The following is a 17,704-nucleotide window of genomic DNA, read 5'->3' as shown; positions in this document are numbered from 1 at the left end:
GGCGGACGCGATGACGCGGCCCGAGCGAGGGGCCCTCCGGCCGCCGCACGCGCCGCGACCCCGCGGCCCGCCTCCCCGGGCCCGTGGCCGCCCCGCGCCCCTGTCTCCTCCACCAGCCCGTCAGGGGCCACCCATCTCCGGACCGTGTATCCGTTCTGCACCGCGACCCGAGGAACGATCATCATGAGTTCTGTCACGCGCGATCACCGCGCACCCGACCATGACACCACCGCCTGCTCCGACGAGCAGCTGACGGTGCTCGCACTGGCCGCGCGCGGAGGAGCGCCCGCGGACGTCGAGGCCTTCACCCGCGCGGTCTACACCGACGTGCGCAGGTTCGTCGCCTACCTGGCCGGGACCCCGTCGGCCGAGGACCTGACCCAGGAGACGTTCGTGCGCGTCCTGCGCAGCCTGCCCCGCTTCGCCGGCCGCTCGTCGGCCAGGACCTGGCTGCTGTCCATCGCCCGGCGGGTCGTCGTCGACCGGTTCCGATCGGCGTCCTGCCGTCCCAGGATCGCCGATCTCGCCGACTGGCAGACCGCCGCCGAGCGATGTCAGCCCCGCGGGCTACCGGGACGCGAGGACGGGGTGGCCCTGGCGGACCTGCTGGCCAAGGTGCCGCACGAGCGGCGGGAGGCCTTCGTGCTCACCCAGGTCGTCGGCCTGCCCTACGCCGAGGCCGCCTCGCTGATCGGCTGCCCCATCGGCACGGTGCGCTCCCGGGTGGCGCGAGCCCGCATCCAGCTCATCGAGTCGCTGGAGGCCGCCGACCGGGCCGCCTGAGCGAGACTCCCTCCCGGGCCGAAGTCGCCTCCGGCCCGGGAGGGTTCACGCTGTTTCCCGGTGTCCGCCGAGCAGGAGATCGCGCAGCGCGTCCCGGTCGGGTTTGCCGGCCGGGGTCAGCGGCACCTCCTGCACCAGTAGCAGGCGCTCGGGGTGCTTGCCCCGCTCGAGTCCCCGCTGGAGCAGATGGGAGGACAGGCCGGGCAGGTCGGGAACGCGCCCGGGGCGCGGCACCACGCAGGCCGCCAGCCGCTCCCCCATCACCTGGTCGGGCACGCCCAGGCACACCACCTCGCGCACCTCGGGATGGTCCGCCAGCGCGCGCTCCACCTCGGCCGGGCTGATGTTGGCGCCACCGCGGATGACGACCTGCTTGAGCCTGCCCATCAGGCGCAGCCGCCCGTCGGCGTCGATCACCCCCAGGTCGCCGGTGCGGACCCAGCCGTCCGCCGTGCGGTAGCGCCGGTTCAGCTCCGGCGCGCCGACGTAGCACATCGGGGTCATCGGGCCACGGGCGATGATCTCACCGAACCTCTCCCCGTCCGGGGGCGCGGCGATGCGGATCTCCGCCACCCGGGGGTCGGGCAACCCCACCACCACACCGGGGCCGGCATCGCCCGCCGTGGCCGGGCGGAATCCGCTGTGGCAGTTCACCCCGTCGGCGGAGCCGTACAGGTTGATCACCGGGCAGCCGAACGCCTCGCCCGCCTCGGCCGCGGTGGCCGCGTCCAGCTCGGCGCCGCCCAGCACCAGAGCCGTCATGGGCGGTGTCGGCCCGGCGTCCGGCTGGTCGAGCATCATGCGGACCATGGTCGGTACGGCCAGCACGTGGGTGGGCCGATGCTCACGGATCGCCGCCAGCGCGGCCCGGGGAGAGAAATGGTCGAGGAGCACCAGGCAGCCGCCGTGCCGGGCCAGGGTGACGGCGGTGCCGTTGCTGCCGAAGGCCGAGGCGAGCGGGACCAGGAACAGGCAGCGCGGCGTGCTCCCGCCGGGAATGAGGGTGGCCATGAAGTTGCCCCGCCCGCCGGCGAGCGCGTTGTGGGAGTAGGCGACCATCTTGGGTTCCGACTCCGACCCCGAAGAGACCAGGATGCGGGCCGCACCGTCGGGGTCGGGCCTGGCCGGGACGAAGGCGCCGCCGTCGGCCGACAGCACCTCGCTCCAGGCGACGCTGCCCGGCGGGGGCTCCTGCGGCCCGGCGGCGATCACCGCCCGCAGGCCCGGCAGGTCGCCGGCGGCGGATACCAGCTCGCGGGCATGGGCGCTGCCCCGATGGTCGACGGCGGCGACGACGGCCCGCGCGCCGGAACGGCCCAGCAGGGAGGCCGCCTCGGCCACCCCCCGCCCCGCGGGGAACGGCAGTGCCACCGCGCCGAGCGCCGCCACCGCCAGGTCCGCCACGACCGCGTCCCGGCCGTTGGGCAGCTGGACGCCGACGACGTCGCCCTCGCAGACGCCGAGCCGGCGCAGCCCGGCCGCGGCCGACCGGGCCAGGCGGTCCAGTTCGGCGTAGGTGAGCTCGCCCGCCGTGTCGATCACAGCGACCCGGTCCGGGGCCGCCAGGCGGCGGGTGCGGAACAGGGCGTACAGGTCGAGATCCGGGCAGGTGCCGTCGGCGGCCCACCGGCGTCTCAGGGCGGCGGGTACCAGGTCGTCCAGGCGCAGGGTCATGCGAACCTCCAGGGAGCGGGTACGGCCAAAGCCCCGTGCTCGTCACGGGTGAGGGCGGAGGCGAAACGCGGGTCGGCGGGCAGGGCGTCCAGGGCGGTCGTCACGGTGGTGGCCCGCAGCCCCCGGCGCCGGAGCGAGGCGAGAACCTCGGCCGAGGTCATCGCGGTGGTCTCCGGGAGGCCGGCGAGCATGTCGGGAGAGGCCGCGCCCGCCTGCCCGGCGGGGCCGTCGGCGACGCTCACCCAGCCGTCCGCCGTCCGCAGGGGACGGCGGAAACCCTCCGGAGCGCGCGAACCGCCGCCCTCGGCGGCCCGGCGCAGGGCAGGCCCGGTGAGCACCTCGGCCGCGCCGAGCAGCGAGGAGTCCACCCGCACGCCGCGGCCGTCGCGCTCGCGCAGCAGGAGCCCGGCGAGCACCGCCTCGGCGCCGAGCAGGCCGCCGAGGACGTCCAGCAGGGTCATCAGCGACGGCGCGGCCGGCTCACCGGCGGGCCGTACGGCCTCGCCCACGCCGGTGCGGGCCTGGACCATGAAGTCGGTTCCCAGCGGCACGTCGGCCAGCCGCCCGGCCCAGCCGCTGGTGTAGGCGTAGACCAGGCCGGGGTTGACCGCCGACAGGTCGCCGTCGTCCAGGCCGAGGCGCTCGGCCGTGCCCGGCGCCCAGTTGTGCACGAAGACGTCCGCGTCCGCGACCAGGTCGCGGAGCCCGGCCCGGCCCGCGGCCGACTTGATGTCGATCTCCACCGCGCGTTTGCCCCGGTTGAGCGCGAGCCACCGGGCCGACAGGTCACCGCACATGGGCGGCATGCCGCGCAGCGGATCCCCGCCGGGCGGCTCGACGCGCACCACGTCCGCGCCGAGCAGTCCCAGCAGGCAGGCGGTGAGCGGCGCCTGGATCCGCCTCCCGGCCTCCAGTACCGTGAGCCCGGCCAGCGGGCGGGCGGTCTCGGCAGCCGCGCCCCGCGAGGGCGGCCCGGCAACCGGCAGCAGCGGCGACAGCCGCCAGGGCGCCGCCGGGCGGGGCTCGGCCAGGCGATCGGAGAGGGACCGCAGCGCGCACACCGAGGCTCCCGACTCCTTCGCGGCCCGCCGCACGCCCTCCCAGTCCGCCGCGCGAGCCCGCGCGTGCAGTTCCCCGGGGAGCGGGCAGCAGGCCGTGGCGTAGCGGAACTGGAAGGACCTCCACGCCGATCCGGCGAGGCGCTCGGCCACCCCCAGTGAACGCCAGAAGGCCACCCACGCGGCCGGGTCGAGGGTCTCGACCTCGAAGCACACGTCGTCGGCCGTGGTGAAGGGCGGCCCGCCGGGTGAGAACGGCACCGCCTCCTCGTCCCCTGCCGTGGCGGCGGCCAGATACTGGCCGACGGCGAGCAGCCCGGCCAGGTCCACACCGGTCCGCACGGTCTCGACCGCGCAGCCGCGGGCGCGGCCGACCAGGGCTGCCAGGAGTCCCTGGACGGCCAGCACCGAGCACGCGGTCGTCAGGTAGTCGGCGGCCAGGCCGCGCGGCTCGCCGTCGCGGCGGCCGTGCACGTGGGCGACCCCGGTCGCGGCCTGCGCGGTGGCCTCGTCGCTCACCTCCTCCTCCGGGGCGAGGTCGGCCCAGACGATCTCGGCGGTGAGCGGGCGTCCGTCCGTACCCCTGAGTGACACGATCCCGGGGCCGTCCGACGCGGTCGATCCGAGGTCGTCGGCGCCCAGCAGGGCCAGGTGCCGGGCGGCGACGGCGGTGAGGGCGGGTGGCCCCACCGCCCGCAGGCCGAGGCCGTCGAGCGGGTGCGCCGCCGTGACGGTGACGGGGTGTGCCATGGCTCTCCTCTCCCGCGGCGGTGACCGCGAGTCGTGCCTGCCGCGAACGGGAACTCCGCCGCGCGTCCACGCGACCTGTTCCACAGCAGGAAGTCGGATGAATTTTTCAATCAGTTCCCGACATGTCTGGAGTTGGAATGTCACAGCAGGCCGTCACCATGACCGGCGTCGAACCGCCCGGCCGGGACACCTGGGGGGCGCCCGCCTGCCCGGCGCGGGTGCTCACGCTGCGCGAGCGGGTGGCCGGATTCGTCCGCGAGCAGGTCATGCCGCACGAGGCGGAACTGGACGCGGGCGGCGCGCCCGCACGCGAACTCCTCGCCCGGCTCAGGCACCGGGCGCGCGCCGAAGGGCTCTGGGGGCTGCCGCTGCCGGCGGAGCTGGGCGGCGCGGGCCTGTCACTGACGGAGTACGCGCACGTGGCCGAGGCGGAGGGCGCGAGCGATCACGGTCCGGGTGTGCTCGGTTCCACCGCGCTGCTGGACGTGACCACCCTGGCCGGGCACGCCGAACCCGCCGTACGGGACCTCTACCTGCCCCTGCTGGCGAGCGGGCGGCTGACCATGTGCAACGCGATGACCGAACCGGACGCGCCCGGCTCGGAACCCGGCCTCACCACCACCCGGGCCGTGCAGGAGCCCGACGGCTCCTGGACGGTCCACGGGCGCAAGTGGTTCGTCACCGGCGCGGGCGACGCGGACCTGGCCGCCGTGCTCGCCCGCACCTCCGGCGCCCCGCCCTCCACGACCGGCCTGTCCCTGCTGCTCGTGCCCACCTCCGCCCCCGGCTTCCGCGTGGTCCGCGAGCTGCCGATCCTCGGCGCGGGCGGCCAGTGGGAGATCGCCCTGGACGCGGTCACCGTCCCGCCCGGCCATCTCCTCGGGGAACCCGGACGAGGACTGCGCGTGCTCGCCGAACGGGTGCGGCTCGGCCGCCTGCTGCGCTGCCTGCGCTGGCTCGGCCAGGCCGAGCGCGCCTTCGCCCTCATGCGCGAGCGGGCCCGCTCACGGCCGACGGCCTCAGGACGGCTCGCCGACCTCCAGCTCGTCCAGGCGCTCGTCTTCGACGCCCTGCTCGCGATCAGGACCACCCGGCCGCTGGTGTTCGAGGCCGTGGCCCTGGTGGAGGCGGGACTGGACGCCAGAGTCGAGACCGGCCTGGCGAAGGTGGCCGCCGCCCGGATGCTGCAGCAGGTCACCGACGCGGCCATCCAGGTCCACGGCGCGGCCGGGCTCGGCCCCGGCACCCCGCTGCCCGCGCTGTTCCGTACCGGCCGGATGGCCCGCCTCCTCGACGGCCCCGACGAACTGCACATCGGCGCGGTGGCCCGCCGGATTCTCGGGTGAGCCTCACCCCCGCGGCCTCCGCCGAGGTACGGCCCCGTCATCACCGGCCGAAGGCCCGGACCGGGTGCGGTGTCGCCGGCGAACCGGTCATCCTGCCCTGTCCGCCGGTTCCAGGGCGACGCCCTCGTATCATTGGACTTTCTGTGTAAACTTTGGCGGAATTTCCACCTGTTGACGAGGACGTACCTTCAAAATGCGGTTGCGGCCCATCGATCTGGCGCGCGAGCACGGCCTGTCCACGCAGGCGGTGCGCAACTACGAGGAGGCGGGGATCCTGCCGCCGGCCGAGCGTTCGCCGCACGGCTACCGCGTCTACGCTCCGCGCCACGCGGCGGCGTTGCGGACGTTCCTGGCGTCGATCCCCGCGCACGGCCACGCGACCGCGGGGGCGATCATGCGGGCCGTGAACGGCGGCGCGGTCGAGGAGGCGCTGCGGCTGATCGACGAGAGCCACGCGCAGCTGGCCGGCGACCGGCACACGCTGGAGGCCGTGGAACGGGCGCTGCGCGACCTGGCGCCGCCGCGCGAGGCGGAGCCGGGGGTGACGTTCATCGGGCCGCTGGCGCGCAGGATCGGCATCCGGCCGGCGACGTTGCGCAAATGGGAGCGGGCCGGGCTGATCGTACCCGGGCGCGACCCGCGCACCGGCTACCGCGTCTACACCTCCGCCGACGTGCGCGACGTGCTGCTCGCCCACCAGCTGCGGCGGGGCGGGTACGGGCTGGAACAGATCGCGCGGGTGCTGGAGCGGGTACGGGCCGCAGGCGGGCCGGAGCCGCTGCAGGCGACGCTGCGGGACTGGCACGACCGGCTGACGGCGCGGGGCCTGGCGATGCTGGCGGGCGCGGCCGCGCTCGACACCTATCTGGGGACGCCATAGCCCCTGACGGCGAGTTCACCGGCGGTACGCGCCGGGGAGGAACACGCGCCGTCCCAGGACGGCGCGCATCCGGAGCGGACGAGCCGATGGTGCGTGACGGCGGCGGGGCTAGCCGTGGCTACCCTCGGGGATGGTGTCCGCGGACATGCCGCCCTCTCCCGGAGCGCCCGTCAGGTAGACGTGCTGGTGGCCCTTGCCGGCATCGACGTTGATCTGATCGAGTTGTGTCGCCGCGACGGACCACGCGGTGACGGCGGCGGATCGTTGACGGACCGCCAGGTCGAGGAAGGCCTTCCTCAGGTCCTCGGGAAGTTTCCGGCCGGCCGCGTACGCGTCGACCGCGATCGCCATGGTGTCCACCGCGCTGCGGAATCCCGCACGAGCCACGTTGGTCGCGGTCGTCCCGGAGGGGGTCTCCGCGTGCCTGTCGACAGCCTGCCGCAGAACGCGCTGCCATCCCTCGATCTCCGCCGGCTCCGCCGACCGCGCGCCGGGGGTTCCGCCCTGGGGAAGCACCTCGACGAGTCCGGACAACACCCCGTTCAGCTCGCCGGCGGTCACCCGCGCCGTGGACGTCAGCTCACCGATCTGCTGGACGTCCCGCTTCACCTCCGCCTCCCGCATGTCGGCGATGGCGACCTGGGAGCTGTCGGGAAGAGCGACGAGATAGCCCAGTGGCCCGGCTATCGCCACGGCGACCAGGGCGGTCACGAGGTAACGCGCCCAGCTGGAGGACGAACGAGTGCCCGGCTGAGACACGGCACCGGGTCGCCTTGCCGTTTTTGAGGACATCCAGCGGCTCCTGTCACCACGAGTTACGTGGCCGACGCTACCGCTTTCAACGATCTACGTCCATGTGTCCCATCGAACTCCCGATGGGGCTTCTGTTCTCGGTGGTCGCCTTTGCCCCATCCGCCCATCGGCCGCCTCTCCCGGCGAGCCGTCGCACCCTTCGTTTCGCAAATGAAAACGGTTATCGCTATCATGGCACCACTCGACCCCGCCCTCTTCTGAAAGGAAACCGCATGTCCGCCCACTGCCAGCTCACCGGCGTCAAGCCGGTGTTCGGCAACAACGTCTCCCACTCCCACCGCCGCACCCGCCGCCGTTGGAGTCCCAACATCCAGCCACGGCGCTACTGGCTGCCCGCCGAGGGCCGTTTCGTGCGGCTGACGCTCAGCGCCAGAGCCGTCAAGACCGTCGACAAGATCGGCATCGAGGCCGCCGTGGCCCGTATCCGCGCCCGGGGAGAACGGATCTGATGGCCAGGAAAAGCAAGATCGCAGCCAACGAGCGGCGCAAACTCGTCGTCATCCGCTACGCGGAGCGCCGGGCAGGCCTCAAGGAGATCATCCGCACCGGCTCCCCCGACGAGCGAGCCCAGGCCGTCCGCGAGTTGAGCCGCCAACCACGCGACGCCGGCGCCACCCGCGTGCGTAACCGCGACGTCACCGACGGCCGCCCGCGCGGCCACCTGCGCAGGTTCGGGCTCTCCCGGATCCGCTTCCGCGAGCTGGCCCACCGCGGCGAGCTGCCCGGCGTCACCAAATCCAGTTGGTAGGAGCACCGCGACATGGCCGTTCCCAAACGCAGGACCTCCCGAAGCAACACCCGCCACCGCCGCTCGCAGTGGAAGGCCGTCACGCCCGGCCTTGTCCCGGTCACCGTCGGCGGACGCGAACTGCTGGTACCGCGCCGACTCGTCCGCGCCTACCGGCGCGGACTCCTCCCCTGAGGACCGCCCTCCGGGGACCGGCCCTCTGAGGATCGGCCCTCTGAGAACGGTCCGTACCCCGAACCCGCGCCGTACCCCCCGCACCACGAAAGGAGCTGTCATGTCCGTCCCCGTCGTCATCGTCTCAGGACTGCATCCCGAACCGCGCTCGGCCCTGGTGGACCGCCTGCTCGCCGACCACCCCGGATCGGTGGCGATCCACCACGACCTGCGAGAGGTGAGCACCGGGCGCGTGGAACGCGTCGTACGCGACGCGTCGGGGACGCTGGACCTGCGGGAGATACGCCTCGCGCACGGCTGCGTCACCTGCACCGTGCGCGAGGACCTCATCCCGGAGCTCCTCTCGCGGTCGGGCTCGGCACCGCTGCTCGTCGTGGAGCTGTGGGACTCGGTCGAACCCCGGACCGTGGCCGAGGCCCTCGCCTGGCACGAGGACACCGTGCACCGCCTGCGCCTGACCGGGGTGCTGACCGCCCTGGACGCGGCACGCACGACCGAGGACATCTGCTGCGACGAGCGCCTCGCCGCTCACGGCAAACACGCGGCGGCCGGCGACGCGCGCCACCTGGCCGAGGTGCTCACCCGCCAGATCGAGTACGCCACCGCCCTCGTCGTGTCCGGTGAGCAGGCCGACGACGTCGAACTCGCCCTGGCCGTGCTCGGCCACCTCGCCCCCACCACCCCGGCCGGTCCCCCCGACCTCGCCCTGCCCGCGGTCACCGGTGCGGGGATCGACGTGGAGATGCTCGGGGCCCGCGTCGACCCGGCGACCGCCCAGCTGCCCTGCGACGCGCAGACCGGGGAGATCTCCACCGTGGTCTGGCACCGGCTGCGCCCCCTGCACCCCCAGCGGCTGTTCGACGCCGTCGACGAGCTGGTCACCGAGACCGTCCGCAGCCGCGGCCGGTTCTGGCTGGCCAACCGGCACGAGCGCCTGCTCGCCTGGGACGCCGTCGCCGGCGTCATCACCGTTGAGGACGCCGGCCCCTGGCTGGTCGTCCTGCCCGAGGCCGCCTGGGAGATGGAGAGCCCCGCCCGCCGCATGGCCGCCACCCTCGACTGGACCCCCCAGCTCGGCGACCGCGTCCAGCACCTCGTCTTCACCGGCCCCGACCTCGACCGCGACCGCATCCATCGGCTCCTGGACTCCTGCCTGCTCACCGAGGCCGAGACCCTGGCCGGCTCCGACGTCTGGGCCGGATACCCCGACCCGTTCGCCTTCGTCCTCGACCTGAAGGAGACCTCCGCTTGAAACCTCGCCGCACGCCCCGCAAGAAGACCAATCCGCTGCACGGCGTGAGCCACATCGACTACAAGGACACCGACCTGCTCCGCGCGTTCATCTCCGACCGCGGCAAGATCCGCGGCCGCCGTGTCACCGGGGTCACCGGGGTCACCGTCCAGCAGCAGCGCCGGCTGGCCGCCGCGATCAAGAACGCCCGCGAGATGGCCCTGCTCCCCTACGCCTCCACCTCGCGATCCCGCTGACCGGGCTGGAGAACAGGCTGGGCGAACAGCATCTCGGGCCGGTCCGCCGGGCTCCGTGCTCGTCGCGTCATGGGCTCCGGATACGGTCGTGAGATGAAGCCGTCTCTCTCACGCGCCGCCGCCGTTCACCGGGAAACAGGCGGGAGGCAACTGTCGGCCACGCCCATCCTCGACTGGGGACATCCCCGGGTACTGGAGCTGGCGGCTGAAGCCCGGCATGGGAATACCGGGATGGATCGGGACCTTCTGGTCGCGGCCCACCGGCTCATCGCCGCGCGGGTGCGCCCGGTGTATGCCATGAACGACACGCAGCCGGTCTCCAGGACGCTTCTCCTGGAGCGCGGATCGTGCAGCCAGCGGCTGGCGGTGCTGGAAGCGGTGGGGCGGGCCTGCGGGATCGCCGGCCGGGTCAGGGGGTTGCTGGTGAGCGGGCGCTTCTGGCACCCTCGCTTTCCTCGGTTGCGAGCACTGGTCCCGCGTCAGGTGGTGCTCGCCTGGCCGGAGTTCCTGCTCGACGGTGAGTGGGTGACCGTCTCCGAGCTGTACGGCGATCTGAGCACGCTACGGGAGGAGGAGGCGTTCACCAACATCGGTGGTGAGACGCTCTTCGACGCGGTGGCCCGCACCGCCGTCGATTGGGACGGCGTCACCGCCTCGTCATGTGACCTGTCCGGCCAGGTGCTGGCCGACCTGGGGTATTTCAGCTCCCGTGATGCCTTGTTCCGGGCGCACGGCCAGACGTTGTGCTCACCGGCCCGCATCACCGCCGACCTCGTCATGGGGCGCCGGTCGGCTTGAGACGCGAGCTTCGACCACATCCCGCACGACCCTGCCGGAAGCCAACCCCCCGACCGCCCCGGAGAAGTCTTCATGACCCCGCCCGAGAACATCACGACCTGGCACGACGCCCGCTACGACATGCCCGTCAGCCGGCAGCTGGAGCGCTACAACGAGCTGGCCGCCCGGAACGCGTCGGCTCGCGCCCGCACGGAGCTGGTGGCCCGGGGGACCTATGACCCCGCCCGGCACGGGGCCGAGGACCGGCCCCCGCTCACCGTGGCCGAGCACCTCGAGCTGCTGGCACTGGCGGAGAGCATCGCGCGCACCGTACGCCACCCCGCCAACATCCACCACGCGCTGCTGGCCAGTGCCACCTGGGCCGACATCGCCCTCGCCCTCGACTCCGACGCGACCACCCTGCGGCGGGACTACCGGCAGTGGGCCGACGACCAGCACGACCTCAACCGGCACCATCCCACCCTGGGCATGACCGCCGACGAGCACGCCGCCGCGATCGCCAGGGTCACCCGGGAGCAGCCATGACCACCCGCTCCGGCCTCGGCCGACCGGCCGACCACGGACGGCGGCCCCGAGCCCCGGCCCGACGGAGCAGGTCCTCGTACACGACGCCGCCCGGCTCACCGGCCGTCGTCGCCCTCGCCGGGTGAACCTTCACGGACGTCCGGCCTTCCGCCGGCCCGGCGGGGTGATCTGGTGCAGGGCGAGGATGGCCGGGGTCTCGGACAGGCCGGGGCCGCCCTCGCGCAGCCAGGCGGCGATGTCGTCGACGGCCTCGTCCTGGTTGACCAGCCCGAGCCAGACCGGCCTTCCGCCGGCCGCGCGTCCGGCGGGGGTGGGCTGGACGACGATGACGTTGGCCTGCTCGCACACGTCCAGGCAGTCGCTGAGGCGGACGTCGGCGATCCGGGAGAGGCGGCGAACCTGCTCGTCGTGGTCGAGGCCGGGAACCTTGCGGCTGCTGCCGCAGCAGCAGTCCCGGCAGACGGTGATCTTGCTCATCTGTGATTGACGCCCTTTCCGGTGCGGTCCAGCGGGCCGGGACCGAGCCCGAGGCAGGTGGCGCGCGGGTCGTCCCAGGCGGAGAGACGGCCGGAGGTTCCGGCGGCCGAAGACGACGGGTGGTTCATGAGGACCCTCCGGGCCGTCGCAGGGCCTCGGCCCACTGCCGGCGGCGGGTCTCGGGGTCGATGAGGACGCAGTCGCCGCACTTGCCGCCCTCGGGCAGGCGGTAGAACAGGCAGCAGCTGCGCCGGACGAAGAACGGCTGCCCGGGGACGGGCTCGACCAGGTCGCCACCACCCCGCAGCACTCCCAGCGCGAGCAGCTCGCGCCCGAGCGCGGTGGCCCGCGCGGCGAGTTCGGGGCGCTGGTGGGCGATGGTCCGGACGGTTCCGGCCAGCGCGGAGGCGGCGTTGCCCCACAGCAGCCCGGGAGCGATCCTCACGATCTCCCGTACGGACCGCGCCAGCGGCTCCAGCACCTCGGTCAGCACGTCGCGGTGCAGCGGTTCGGCGACCCCGGCGGGGTCGAGGATCCGCCGGCCGGTCGGGCGCTCGGCCCGCAGCGGCAGCGGCCCGCTGGACGCCTCCCGCCAGTGGACGGAGGCCAGGTCCAGGAGCAGGTCGTGCGTTACCGCCGCGCCGACGACGGGTGACCACAGACGGGCCGCCAGCCCCTGGAACAGGATGGAGGCCGCCACCCGGAGCTCGTCGGTCCCCAGGCGTCCGGCGACGTCGACGATCCGCCGCCGCAGGAGGTCGGGGTCGGCCGCCAGGTCGGTGAGCGGCCGCCAGCCCGCCTCGATCGGGCCGATCCCGAGTTCGAAGTAGCCGCTGATCTCGGAGACGTCGGCGATCGCCGTAGAGACCGCCGACGGTGAGGCGGGAAGCGGTCCCGGCCGGGCGGCGGCCGCGCCGGAGGCCGGAGGCGTCACCTGGTCAGCTGCCGGTAGCCGGTGACACGGTGACCCTCGGCCGCCGGTGACGCGTCCCGGGCACCACAGGCGGCGGGTAAAAACGCGAGCGGTGCCACGGTGGCGGGCGAAAGCGCGAGTGATGCCACGGTGATCGAGCGAGGGACGCTCATGCGTGCTCTCCTGGGAACAGGCCGCGGACGCCGTTCCTCGGCGGCCTCCGCGACGGTCGGGAGGCCGGGTCACCAAAAGAGTCGGCGCGCCGGGCACGCCCGGGGCCGGTGGGCCGGGGTCCAGGCATGACGATCACCGTTCCTCTCTTGGGGAGGTCCGCCCCAATTCCTGCGAGGAGGCGACCGCGTGAGTCTCCTGGCTCTCGGGTCAACGCTCCTCCCGGCCTTCCCACCCGCGCGGGGCAGTGGCCAATTCGGGATTCGCTCGCCGATCACAGTGGCGGGACCGCGCCGGATTCACACCGGCTTCCTCGTTCCGCGCTCGCCTACGCCGACCATGCTCGCACAACCACCGTCAACGACAAAGCGGACATCGCGCGACGGCGGGGCGTTCGCTCGGGTGGAGCCGGGGAAGATCAGACTCGATTATGCGGCCTTTCGCAAGGACCTGAGCCTCCGGCCCGGTGACCGGGTCACGGTGCGCGTCGGCCACCGGCGAGCCCAGTTGCAGGTCGCCGCCGGCACCGGCTGGGGCCCGGCGGGCGTGGTCGCGCCCGAGACGCTGGCGACGCTCACCGACTCCCCCGAGCCGCATGCCATCTGGATCCGCGCCTCCTCCGGCGCCGACCCGATTCAACTTGTCGGTGACCTGGACAAGCTAGCGGATCCGGTCGGCGCGAAGATCGACAACGGGTTGCAGGCCCGGGAGACGGAGGACCAACAGTTGAGAATCCTCACCTGGTCAGTGCTCGGCCTGCTCGGCATCGCCGTCGTGATCGCCCTGATCGGGATCGCGAACACCCTGGGGCTCTCCGTACTCGAACGCGCCCGCGAACACGCGATGCTGCGCGCGCTCGGGCTCACCCGCAGGCAGTTGCGGCGGATGCTGGTGCCCGAGGCAGTGCTGCTGTCGGTGGTGGCCACCCTGCTCGGCACCGTGATCGGCGTCGGGTTCGCCTGGGTCGGCTACGAGACGTTCGTGACGCGGGCTCTCAGCGACGCCACCATGCAAGTCCCCTGGCTGTCACTCGGCGTCGTCGTCCTCATCGCCGCCCTGGCCGGACTCCTCGCCGCTGTTCTCCCGGCACGCCGGGCCGCTCGGGTGACTCCGGCCGCAGGGCTATCCCTCGACTGAAACCCCTCGTCAATCGCTTGGCTGGCGGCTGAGGAAGTCCGCCGTGCGCGGCACCGTACTACTGATCGGTAGGCTCGAGTGAGCGATGATGACGGTTCATTGCAACTTCCCACGGATTATCGGCATCCCGAGATTGACCGTGGTCCGGCGGTTATTGCGGGCCAGCCGGTTGAGCGAGGCGAGTTTGTTGCGTGCTGCTTCGAGGCTGATTCGGAGGCCTTGAACTTCGCCGGCCGAGCCGTAGGCACGGGCCTCGTCGATGCGGTCGCCGAGGTTGCGGATGATCTCTGTGAGTCGACGGCGCTGGGCGGGGTCGACTCGAAACATGGGGCATCGGATGCTTGCGTCAGATGTGCGCTTCTCAGGCCGGACCCGGTCCAACGCGCCCGCATCGAAGAGATCCGCGACAACCTCATCGCCCGCATTGCCGAGGCCGAACGCGAAGGCCGGCTCGGCGAGGTTGAAGGACTCCAGGTCAGCCTGGCTGGCGCCGAGGAGAAGCTCCGCCGGCTCGATCGGGGCCACGGGCAGCATACGGCCGTGGACCTTGGCATCCCCACCACGCGCGGTGATCGATGAACCCCACGAAGGTGGGCTGCCACACGGCCCTCAACCGAGATCGAGAACAAGTTCAAGAAGTGTGCATCAAACGCCCTTCAGAACACGATCAAGTGCCGCCCGGCCTGCAGGTCCCCAGTTCGGTTTGCCGCCGGGAAGGCCCCGATGTCCGTTCTGCCCCATGAGCATCAGGAAGAGGCTCTTCATAGCGGCCAGCCCGCGGGCGCGCCGGATCGCCGCCTCGTCCGCGTGCGCGTACGCGTCGAAGAACCGTGCGGCCGCGCCCGCGGGGAGCAGCACCCACGCGGCCCCGAGGTCCCACGCGGGATCGCCGGCGAACAAGGCACCGAAATCGATCACGCCCGAGAGCGTTCCGTCCGAGACGACGACATTCGCGGGATGGAGGTCGCCGTGCACCCACACCGGCGGGCCCTCCCACTCGGGGGCCGCGACGGCATCGGCCCAGACGGCCCGGACGGCGCGGACATCGCCGACGGCGTCGGGGTCAATGGCCTGCAAGAACTGCTCGAAGCCGCCCGTGCACCTCTTGGGGTGAGCGCCGAGGTCCGAACTGGCCGGGGCCTCGGCGGGCGCCTCCACATGGAGCGCCTGGAGAAAGCTCGCCAGCGTGTCGGCCGCGTGGGCGCCGCGGCTGATCGAACCGTGGTCCAGCGGCTCGCCGGGAACCCACGTCATCACGGTCCAGTGCTTGGGGAAGCGCTCGGACGGTTCGCCGAACCGCACCGGGAGCGGCACCGGGAGCGGCAGGCGCGGGGCCAGCACGGGTAGCCACCGCCGCTCCTTGAGCTGGAGTTCCGGGGTGGGGTCCATGCGCTGCATGCGCACGGCCAACTCATCACCGAGGCGCCACAGTTGGTTGCCCCAGCCGCCCGCCACCTCGCGGATGGCCAGCCCCGCAAGGTCTGGATGTTGCTCCCGCAGCAGGTCGCGGACCAAGTCCGCGGTGATCTCAATCTCGGTGTCGGTCATGCGAAGTCACAGTACTGAGGCGGCAGGCGGAGCGGCTCTCGCTCTCCGGAGCATCTCGCTGTGATTCCTCTGGCATCACCGATTCACTAGCTTGGGGTGCTCGTAGAGCAGGTTGTCGGTGGTGCCTGCGATCGTGCCCTGCATGGGCGAGCTGGTCGAGCGAGTGGATGAAGTGGACCGCGTGCTGGGAGTCGTGGATCGCGCAGAGGCGGAGCGTCGGCGATGGATGCATCGGATCGCGACGACGATCTGTCGCGATCCGATGCGGCGGATCCTCGTGCTGCGCCGAGCGGAGCAGCTCACTCGCTTTCCCGGCCACTATGACGTGATGGTCGGCGGTGCCGTGGACGTGGGCGAGTCGTATGAGGACGCGGGTGGCGCGGTCGTAGCCGGCTTTCAGGCGGGTGCGTTCGGTCCGTCGGGTGGGGCCGAGCTCGCCGAGGAAGGTCTTGGTCCTGTCGGCATGTCGGCGCGAGGCCGAGCCGCTGGCCGGCTGGTCCGTTCACCCGGTTCCGGAACCAGGTGTAGCGGACGCCGAAGGCGAACCGGTTTAAATGATCTTGAAATAGGCCAGGCGCCTTTACAATGTAGATTTATTAGTCCGCGGTCCGGGCTCGCCGATAACTTCGGCGAGCCCGGACCGCCGGTCGGCCAGGTGACCTCGGCCGGGCCTTTCGCGGCGATCGTCGACCGCGGCCCGGGGTGGAGGGACCCGCACGCGGACACGTCGATCCCGCCGGAGCGCGACGCCGAACCCCCGAAAGCCGCCGCGGGCACCTGGCCGCCCGTGATCGCGCACCGGCCCCCTCCGCGCCCCTTACTCGAAGAGGGACGGGTCTCCGGTGCCCCGGCGGAGGATCTCGGGCTCGTCCTGCGAGAAGTCAACGACCGTTGTCGGGACGGCGCCGCACTCGCCGGCGTCGATGACGGCGTCCACCACGTGCTCGAGCCTCTCCTTGATCTCCCAGCCCTGAGTCAGGGGCTCGGCCTCGTCGGGCAGCAGCAGGGTGCTCGACACCAGCGGTTCGCCGAGCTCTGCGAGCAGCGCCTGCGTGACGACGTGGTCGGGGATCCGGACGCCGACCGTCTTCTTCTTGGGATGCAGCAACCGCCGCGGCACCTCCTTGGTCGCGGGCAGGATGAAGGTGTAGCCGCCGGGGGTCGCCGCCTTGACCGAGCGGAACAGCGCATTGCTCACATGCACGAACTGCCCAAACTGGGCAAAGTCTCTGCAAACCAGGGTGAAGTGATGGTCACTGCCGAGGTTGCGGATCTCTCTGATCCGGTCGATGCCCTCCTTGTTGCCCAGCCGGCACCCCAGCGCGTAGCCCGAGTCCGTTGGGTACGCGATCAGCCCGTCCGTACGCAGAATCTCGACCACCTGGCCGATCAGCCGGGGTTGGGGACTGTCCGGATGCACATCGAAGTATTTCGCCACACCCCCGAGCTTAGGAGCGGACACCACCCCGCATGACACGCGCCCCTCGAGGCGGAGCCTCCGGCGGGCGGCAAGGTCCTCGGCATCGCCTCCCGCCCGCGCCGCCACGGCGTCCGTGCCGGTCATCGTCGTGCGGGCCTCGTACGGACGCTCACGTGAAGCGCCCGGTCGCGGCCCCGTCGATGGTGAGCGCTCAGGCCGCCGGTCTCGACCACCGGGCGGTCCGGGCCACCCTCGACCGGGAGTTCCACCACAGCCTGAGCACGGTCGGGGTGTCGCGCGCCTCCTTCGGCCTCTCCCTGCCGGGCACCGCACCGGGGAGTCCACGGCCATGCCGGGACGGGGTGGAGCACGTTGTTCAGAGTTGATTGTCAGGCGAACGCCCTCTGATCGCGAACAATCCCGGCCTGCTAGACAGAAGCGCACGGAACCCCGTTGTGAGCGGAAGATCCGGGCCCCGCGCGGCCCATGCCCCTCAGACGGTCCACGACCCTTTTTCCCAAGGAGAACTCCATGCGTCCACGTCGCATCATCGCGGTGCCGGCCCTGGCAGCGGTTGGTCTGCTGCTCGGCACCTCCCCCGTCTTCGCCGACCCCGGGTCCCCGGTGGCGCCCCCGGCCCCGACGCGGGTGTCCGTTCCGTCGGTCAACGCCCCCTCCACCGATTCCTCGACGGCTCTGGCCGACCCGTGCTGGAACAGGGAGAACAGGTGGTGGTGCAGCAACAGAACGTCGGCGCCCATCTACGAGGCCGGAACCAGCAACATCGTCGACTACCTCCGGACCAACCCCAGCGTCTTCGTCTGCCGGGCCGAGGGCGCCCGCAACAACAACGGCCCTCACCCCAACCGGTGGGAGTGGACCAACGGTGACGTCACCGGCCGGTGGGGGTACGTGATGGACAGCTGGATCTCCAGCGAGACCGACCCCCTGCCCGTCTGCTGAACAGCTGCCCTGACGACGCCCGCCCACCGGCCCCTCGC

Annotated in this window: 21 protein-coding genes and 1 riboswitch; of the genes, 13 read left to right on the top strand and 8 right to left on the bottom strand. The window is 72.5% G+C overall.

Annotation, left to right across the window (positions count from 1 at the left end; translation table 11 throughout):
• Window positions 1-183 precede the first annotated feature (183 nt).
• On the top strand, window positions 184-783 hold the full coding sequence (locus OG587_RS28750; RefSeq protein WP_329080611.1) for a sigma-70 family RNA polymerase sigma factor: 600 nt from the start codon (window positions 184-186) through the stop codon (window positions 781-783).
• Window positions 784-828: 45 nt separating this feature from the next.
• Here OG587_RS28750 and OG587_RS28745 read toward each other — a convergent pair whose 3' ends face one another.
• The gene (locus tag OG587_RS28745; protein ID WP_329080609.1) at window positions 829-2,457 is read right to left on the bottom strand and encodes a class I adenylate-forming enzyme family protein; all 1,629 of its coding nucleotides are present in this window, start codon (window positions 2,455-2,457) and stop codon (window positions 829-831) included.
• Window positions 2,454-4,265 (bottom strand): CoA transferase, encoded by a 1,812-nt coding sequence (locus tag OG587_RS28740; protein WP_329080607.1) that lies wholly within the window; start codon window positions 4,263-4,265, stop codon window positions 2,454-2,456. Before OG587_RS28740 ends, OG587_RS28745 begins: the two co-directional genes overlap by 4 nt.
• Before the next feature lie 137 nt (window positions 4,266-4,402).
• Between OG587_RS28740 and OG587_RS28735 the strand changes: the two genes are divergently transcribed.
• Window positions 4,403-5,611, top strand: coding sequence for an acyl-CoA dehydrogenase family protein (locus OG587_RS28735; RefSeq protein WP_329080605.1), 1,209 nt, complete (start codon window positions 4,403-4,405; stop codon window positions 5,609-5,611).
• Between the two features lie 193 nt (window positions 5,612-5,804).
• Window positions 5,805-6,491, top strand: coding sequence for a MerR family transcriptional regulator (locus OG587_RS28730; RefSeq protein ID WP_329080603.1), 687 nt, complete (start codon window positions 5,805-5,807; stop codon window positions 6,489-6,491).
• A 108-nt stretch (window positions 6,492-6,599) separates the two neighbouring features.
• On the opposite strand, the gene OG587_RS28725 is transcribed toward OG587_RS28730, so the two are convergent.
• Complete coding sequence (locus OG587_RS28725) at window positions 6,600-7,202, bottom strand: hypothetical protein (RefSeq protein ID WP_329080601.1); 603 nt, start codon at window positions 7,200-7,202, stop codon at window positions 6,600-6,602.
• A 314-nt stretch (window positions 7,203-7,516) separates the two neighbouring features.
• Here OG587_RS28725 and rpmB point away from each other — a divergent pair, with 314 nt between their 5' ends.
• From rpmB to OG587_RS28690, 7 genes are all read left to right on the top strand, one after another.
• Window positions 7,517-7,753, top strand: a complete 237-nt coding sequence (rpmB, locus tag OG587_RS28720; RefSeq protein ID WP_329080599.1) for a 50S ribosomal protein L28 — start codon at window positions 7,517-7,519, stop codon at window positions 7,751-7,753.
• Window positions 7,753-8,052, top strand: coding sequence for a 30S ribosomal protein S14 (gene rpsN, locus OG587_RS28715; protein ID WP_329080597.1), 300 nt, complete (start codon window positions 7,753-7,755; stop codon window positions 8,050-8,052). The genes rpmB and rpsN overlap by 1 nt, the downstream gene beginning before the upstream one ends.
• Window positions 8,053-8,064: 12 nt before the next feature.
• Window positions 8,065-8,226, top strand: coding sequence for a 50S ribosomal protein L32 (rpmF, locus tag OG587_RS28710; RefSeq protein ID WP_329080595.1), 162 nt, complete (start codon window positions 8,065-8,067; stop codon window positions 8,224-8,226).
• 100 nt (window positions 8,227-8,326) lie between these two features.
• On the top strand, window positions 8,327-9,478 hold the full coding sequence (locus OG587_RS28705; RefSeq protein ID WP_329080593.1) for a CobW family GTP-binding protein: 1,152 nt from the start codon (window positions 8,327-8,329) through the stop codon (window positions 9,476-9,478).
• Window positions 9,475-9,714 (top strand): 30S ribosomal protein S18, encoded by a 240-nt coding sequence (gene rpsR / locus OG587_RS28700; protein WP_329080591.1) that lies wholly within the window; start codon window positions 9,475-9,477, stop codon window positions 9,712-9,714. Before OG587_RS28705 ends, rpsR begins: the two co-directional genes overlap by 4 nt.
• 231 nt (window positions 9,715-9,945) lie before the next feature.
• Window positions 9,946-10,512, top strand: a complete 567-nt coding sequence (locus OG587_RS28695) for a transglutaminase domain-containing protein (RefSeq protein ID WP_329080590.1) — start codon at window positions 9,946-9,948, stop codon at window positions 10,510-10,512.
• A gap of 72 nt (window positions 10,513-10,584) precedes the next feature.
• Window positions 10,585-11,037 (top strand): hypothetical protein, encoded by a 453-nt coding sequence (locus tag OG587_RS28690; protein ID WP_329080588.1) that lies wholly within the window; start codon window positions 10,585-10,587, stop codon window positions 11,035-11,037.
• Window positions 11,038-11,166: 129 nt separating this feature from the next.
• Here the strand turns inward: OG587_RS28690 and OG587_RS28685 are convergent, their stop codons facing one another.
• Both OG587_RS28685 and OG587_RS28680 read right to left on the bottom strand, forming a co-directional pair.
• Window positions 11,167-11,514 carry a (2Fe-2S) ferredoxin domain-containing protein gene (locus tag OG587_RS28685; protein ID WP_329080586.1) on the bottom strand — a complete coding sequence of 116 codons (348 nt, stop codon included), beginning with the start codon at window positions 11,512-11,514 and terminating at the stop codon, window positions 11,167-11,169.
• Window positions 11,515-11,638: 124 nt separating this feature from the next.
• On the bottom strand, window positions 11,639-12,448 hold the full coding sequence (locus OG587_RS28680) for a (2Fe-2S)-binding protein (protein WP_329080585.1): 810 nt from the start codon (window positions 12,446-12,448) through the stop codon (window positions 11,639-11,641).
• A 325-nt stretch (window positions 12,449-12,773) separates the two neighbouring features.
• Window positions 12,774-12,966, bottom strand: a riboswitch (cobalamin riboswitch).
• 112 nt (window positions 12,967-13,078) lie between these two features.
• Here OG587_RS28680 and OG587_RS28675 point away from each other — a divergent pair.
• Entirely contained in the window at window positions 13,079-13,735 is a 657-nt protein-coding gene (locus OG587_RS28675; protein ID WP_329080584.1) for an ABC transporter permease, read from the top strand.
• Between the two features lie 96 nt (window positions 13,736-13,831).
• On the opposite strand, the gene OG587_RS28670 is transcribed toward OG587_RS28675, so the two are convergent.
• The 3 genes from OG587_RS28670 to OG587_RS28660 form a co-directional block, all read right to left on the bottom strand.
• Window positions 13,832-14,269: a hypothetical protein gene (locus OG587_RS28670; RefSeq protein ID WP_329080582.1), complete on the bottom strand. Its 438-nt coding sequence runs from the start codon at window positions 14,267-14,269 to the stop codon at window positions 13,832-13,834.
• 111 nt (window positions 14,270-14,380) lie between these two features.
• Window positions 14,381-15,283, bottom strand: a complete 903-nt coding sequence (locus tag OG587_RS28665) for an aminoglycoside phosphotransferase family protein (protein ID WP_329080581.1) — start codon at window positions 15,281-15,283, stop codon at window positions 14,381-14,383.
• An 817-nt stretch (window positions 15,284-16,100) separates the two neighbouring features.
• Window positions 16,101-16,721, bottom strand: coding sequence for an L-threonylcarbamoyladenylate synthase (locus tag OG587_RS28660; RefSeq protein ID WP_329080579.1), 621 nt, complete (start codon window positions 16,719-16,721; stop codon window positions 16,101-16,103).
• A gap of 155 nt (window positions 16,722-16,876) precedes the next feature.
• Between OG587_RS28660 and OG587_RS28655 the strand changes: the two genes are divergently transcribed.
• Complete coding sequence (locus tag OG587_RS28655) at window positions 16,877-17,089, top strand: hypothetical protein (protein WP_329080578.1); 213 nt, start codon at window positions 16,877-16,879, stop codon at window positions 17,087-17,089.
• 145 nt (window positions 17,090-17,234) lie between these two features.
• Window positions 17,235-17,666 carry a hypothetical protein gene (locus tag OG587_RS28650; protein ID WP_329080576.1) on the top strand — a complete coding sequence of 144 codons (432 nt, stop codon included), beginning with the start codon at window positions 17,235-17,237 and terminating at the stop codon, window positions 17,664-17,666.
• The last annotated feature ends 38 nt before the right edge of the window (window positions 17,667-17,704 follow it).

It is taken from the genome of Streptosporangium sp. NBC_01469, assembly GCF_036227305.1.
Taxonomy (GTDB): domain Bacteria; phylum Actinomycetota; class Actinomycetes; order Streptosporangiales; family Streptosporangiaceae; genus Streptosporangium.
The sequence above is the reverse complement of the archived record's forward strand: the minus strand, read 5'-3'. Positions and strand labels throughout refer to the sequence as shown.

Coding starts and splice junctions, on each gene's coding strand:
- OG587_RS28750 (WP_329080611.1), top strand. CDS start 184: ATGAGTTCTGTCACGCGCGATCACCGCGCACCCGACCATGACACCACC.
- OG587_RS28745 (WP_329080609.1), bottom strand. CDS start 2,457: ATGACCCTGCGCCTGGACGACCTGGTACCCGCCGCCCTGAGACGCCGG.
- OG587_RS28740 (WP_329080607.1), bottom strand. CDS start 4,265: ATGGCACACCCCGTCACCGTCACGGCGGCGCACCCGCTCGACGGCCTC.
- OG587_RS28735 (WP_329080605.1), top strand. CDS start 4,403: ATGTCACAGCAGGCCGTCACCATGACCGGCGTCGAACCGCCCGGCCGG.
- OG587_RS28730 (WP_329080603.1), top strand. CDS start 5,805: ATGCGGTTGCGGCCCATCGATCTGGCGCGCGAGCACGGCCTGTCCACG.
- rpmB (WP_329080599.1), top strand. CDS start 7,517: ATGTCCGCCCACTGCCAGCTCACCGGCGTCAAGCCGGTGTTCGGCAAC.
- rpsN (WP_329080597.1), top strand. CDS start 7,753: ATGGCCAGGAAAAGCAAGATCGCAGCCAACGAGCGGCGCAAACTCGTC.
- rpmF (WP_329080595.1), top strand. CDS start 8,065: ATGGCCGTTCCCAAACGCAGGACCTCCCGAAGCAACACCCGCCACCGC.
- OG587_RS28705 (WP_329080593.1), top strand. CDS start 8,327: ATGTCCGTCCCCGTCGTCATCGTCTCAGGACTGCATCCCGAACCGCGC.
- OG587_RS28695 (WP_329080590.1), top strand. CDS start 9,946: ATGGATCGGGACCTTCTGGTCGCGGCCCACCGGCTCATCGCCGCGCGG.
- OG587_RS28690 (WP_329080588.1), top strand. CDS start 10,585: ATGACCCCGCCCGAGAACATCACGACCTGGCACGACGCCCGCTACGAC.
- OG587_RS28685 (WP_329080586.1), bottom strand. CDS start 11,514: ATGAGCAAGATCACCGTCTGCCGGGACTGCTGCTGCGGCAGCAGCCGC.
- OG587_RS28670 (WP_329080582.1), bottom strand. CDS start 14,269: ATGCTGCCCGTGGCCCCGATCGAGCCGGCGGAGCTTCTCCTCGGCGCC.
- OG587_RS28665 (WP_329080581.1), bottom strand. CDS start 15,283: ATGACCGACACCGAGATTGAGATCACCGCGGACTTGGTCCGCGACCTG.
- OG587_RS28650 (WP_329080576.1), top strand. CDS start 17,235: ATGCGTCCACGTCGCATCATCGCGGTGCCGGCCCTGGCAGCGGTTGGT.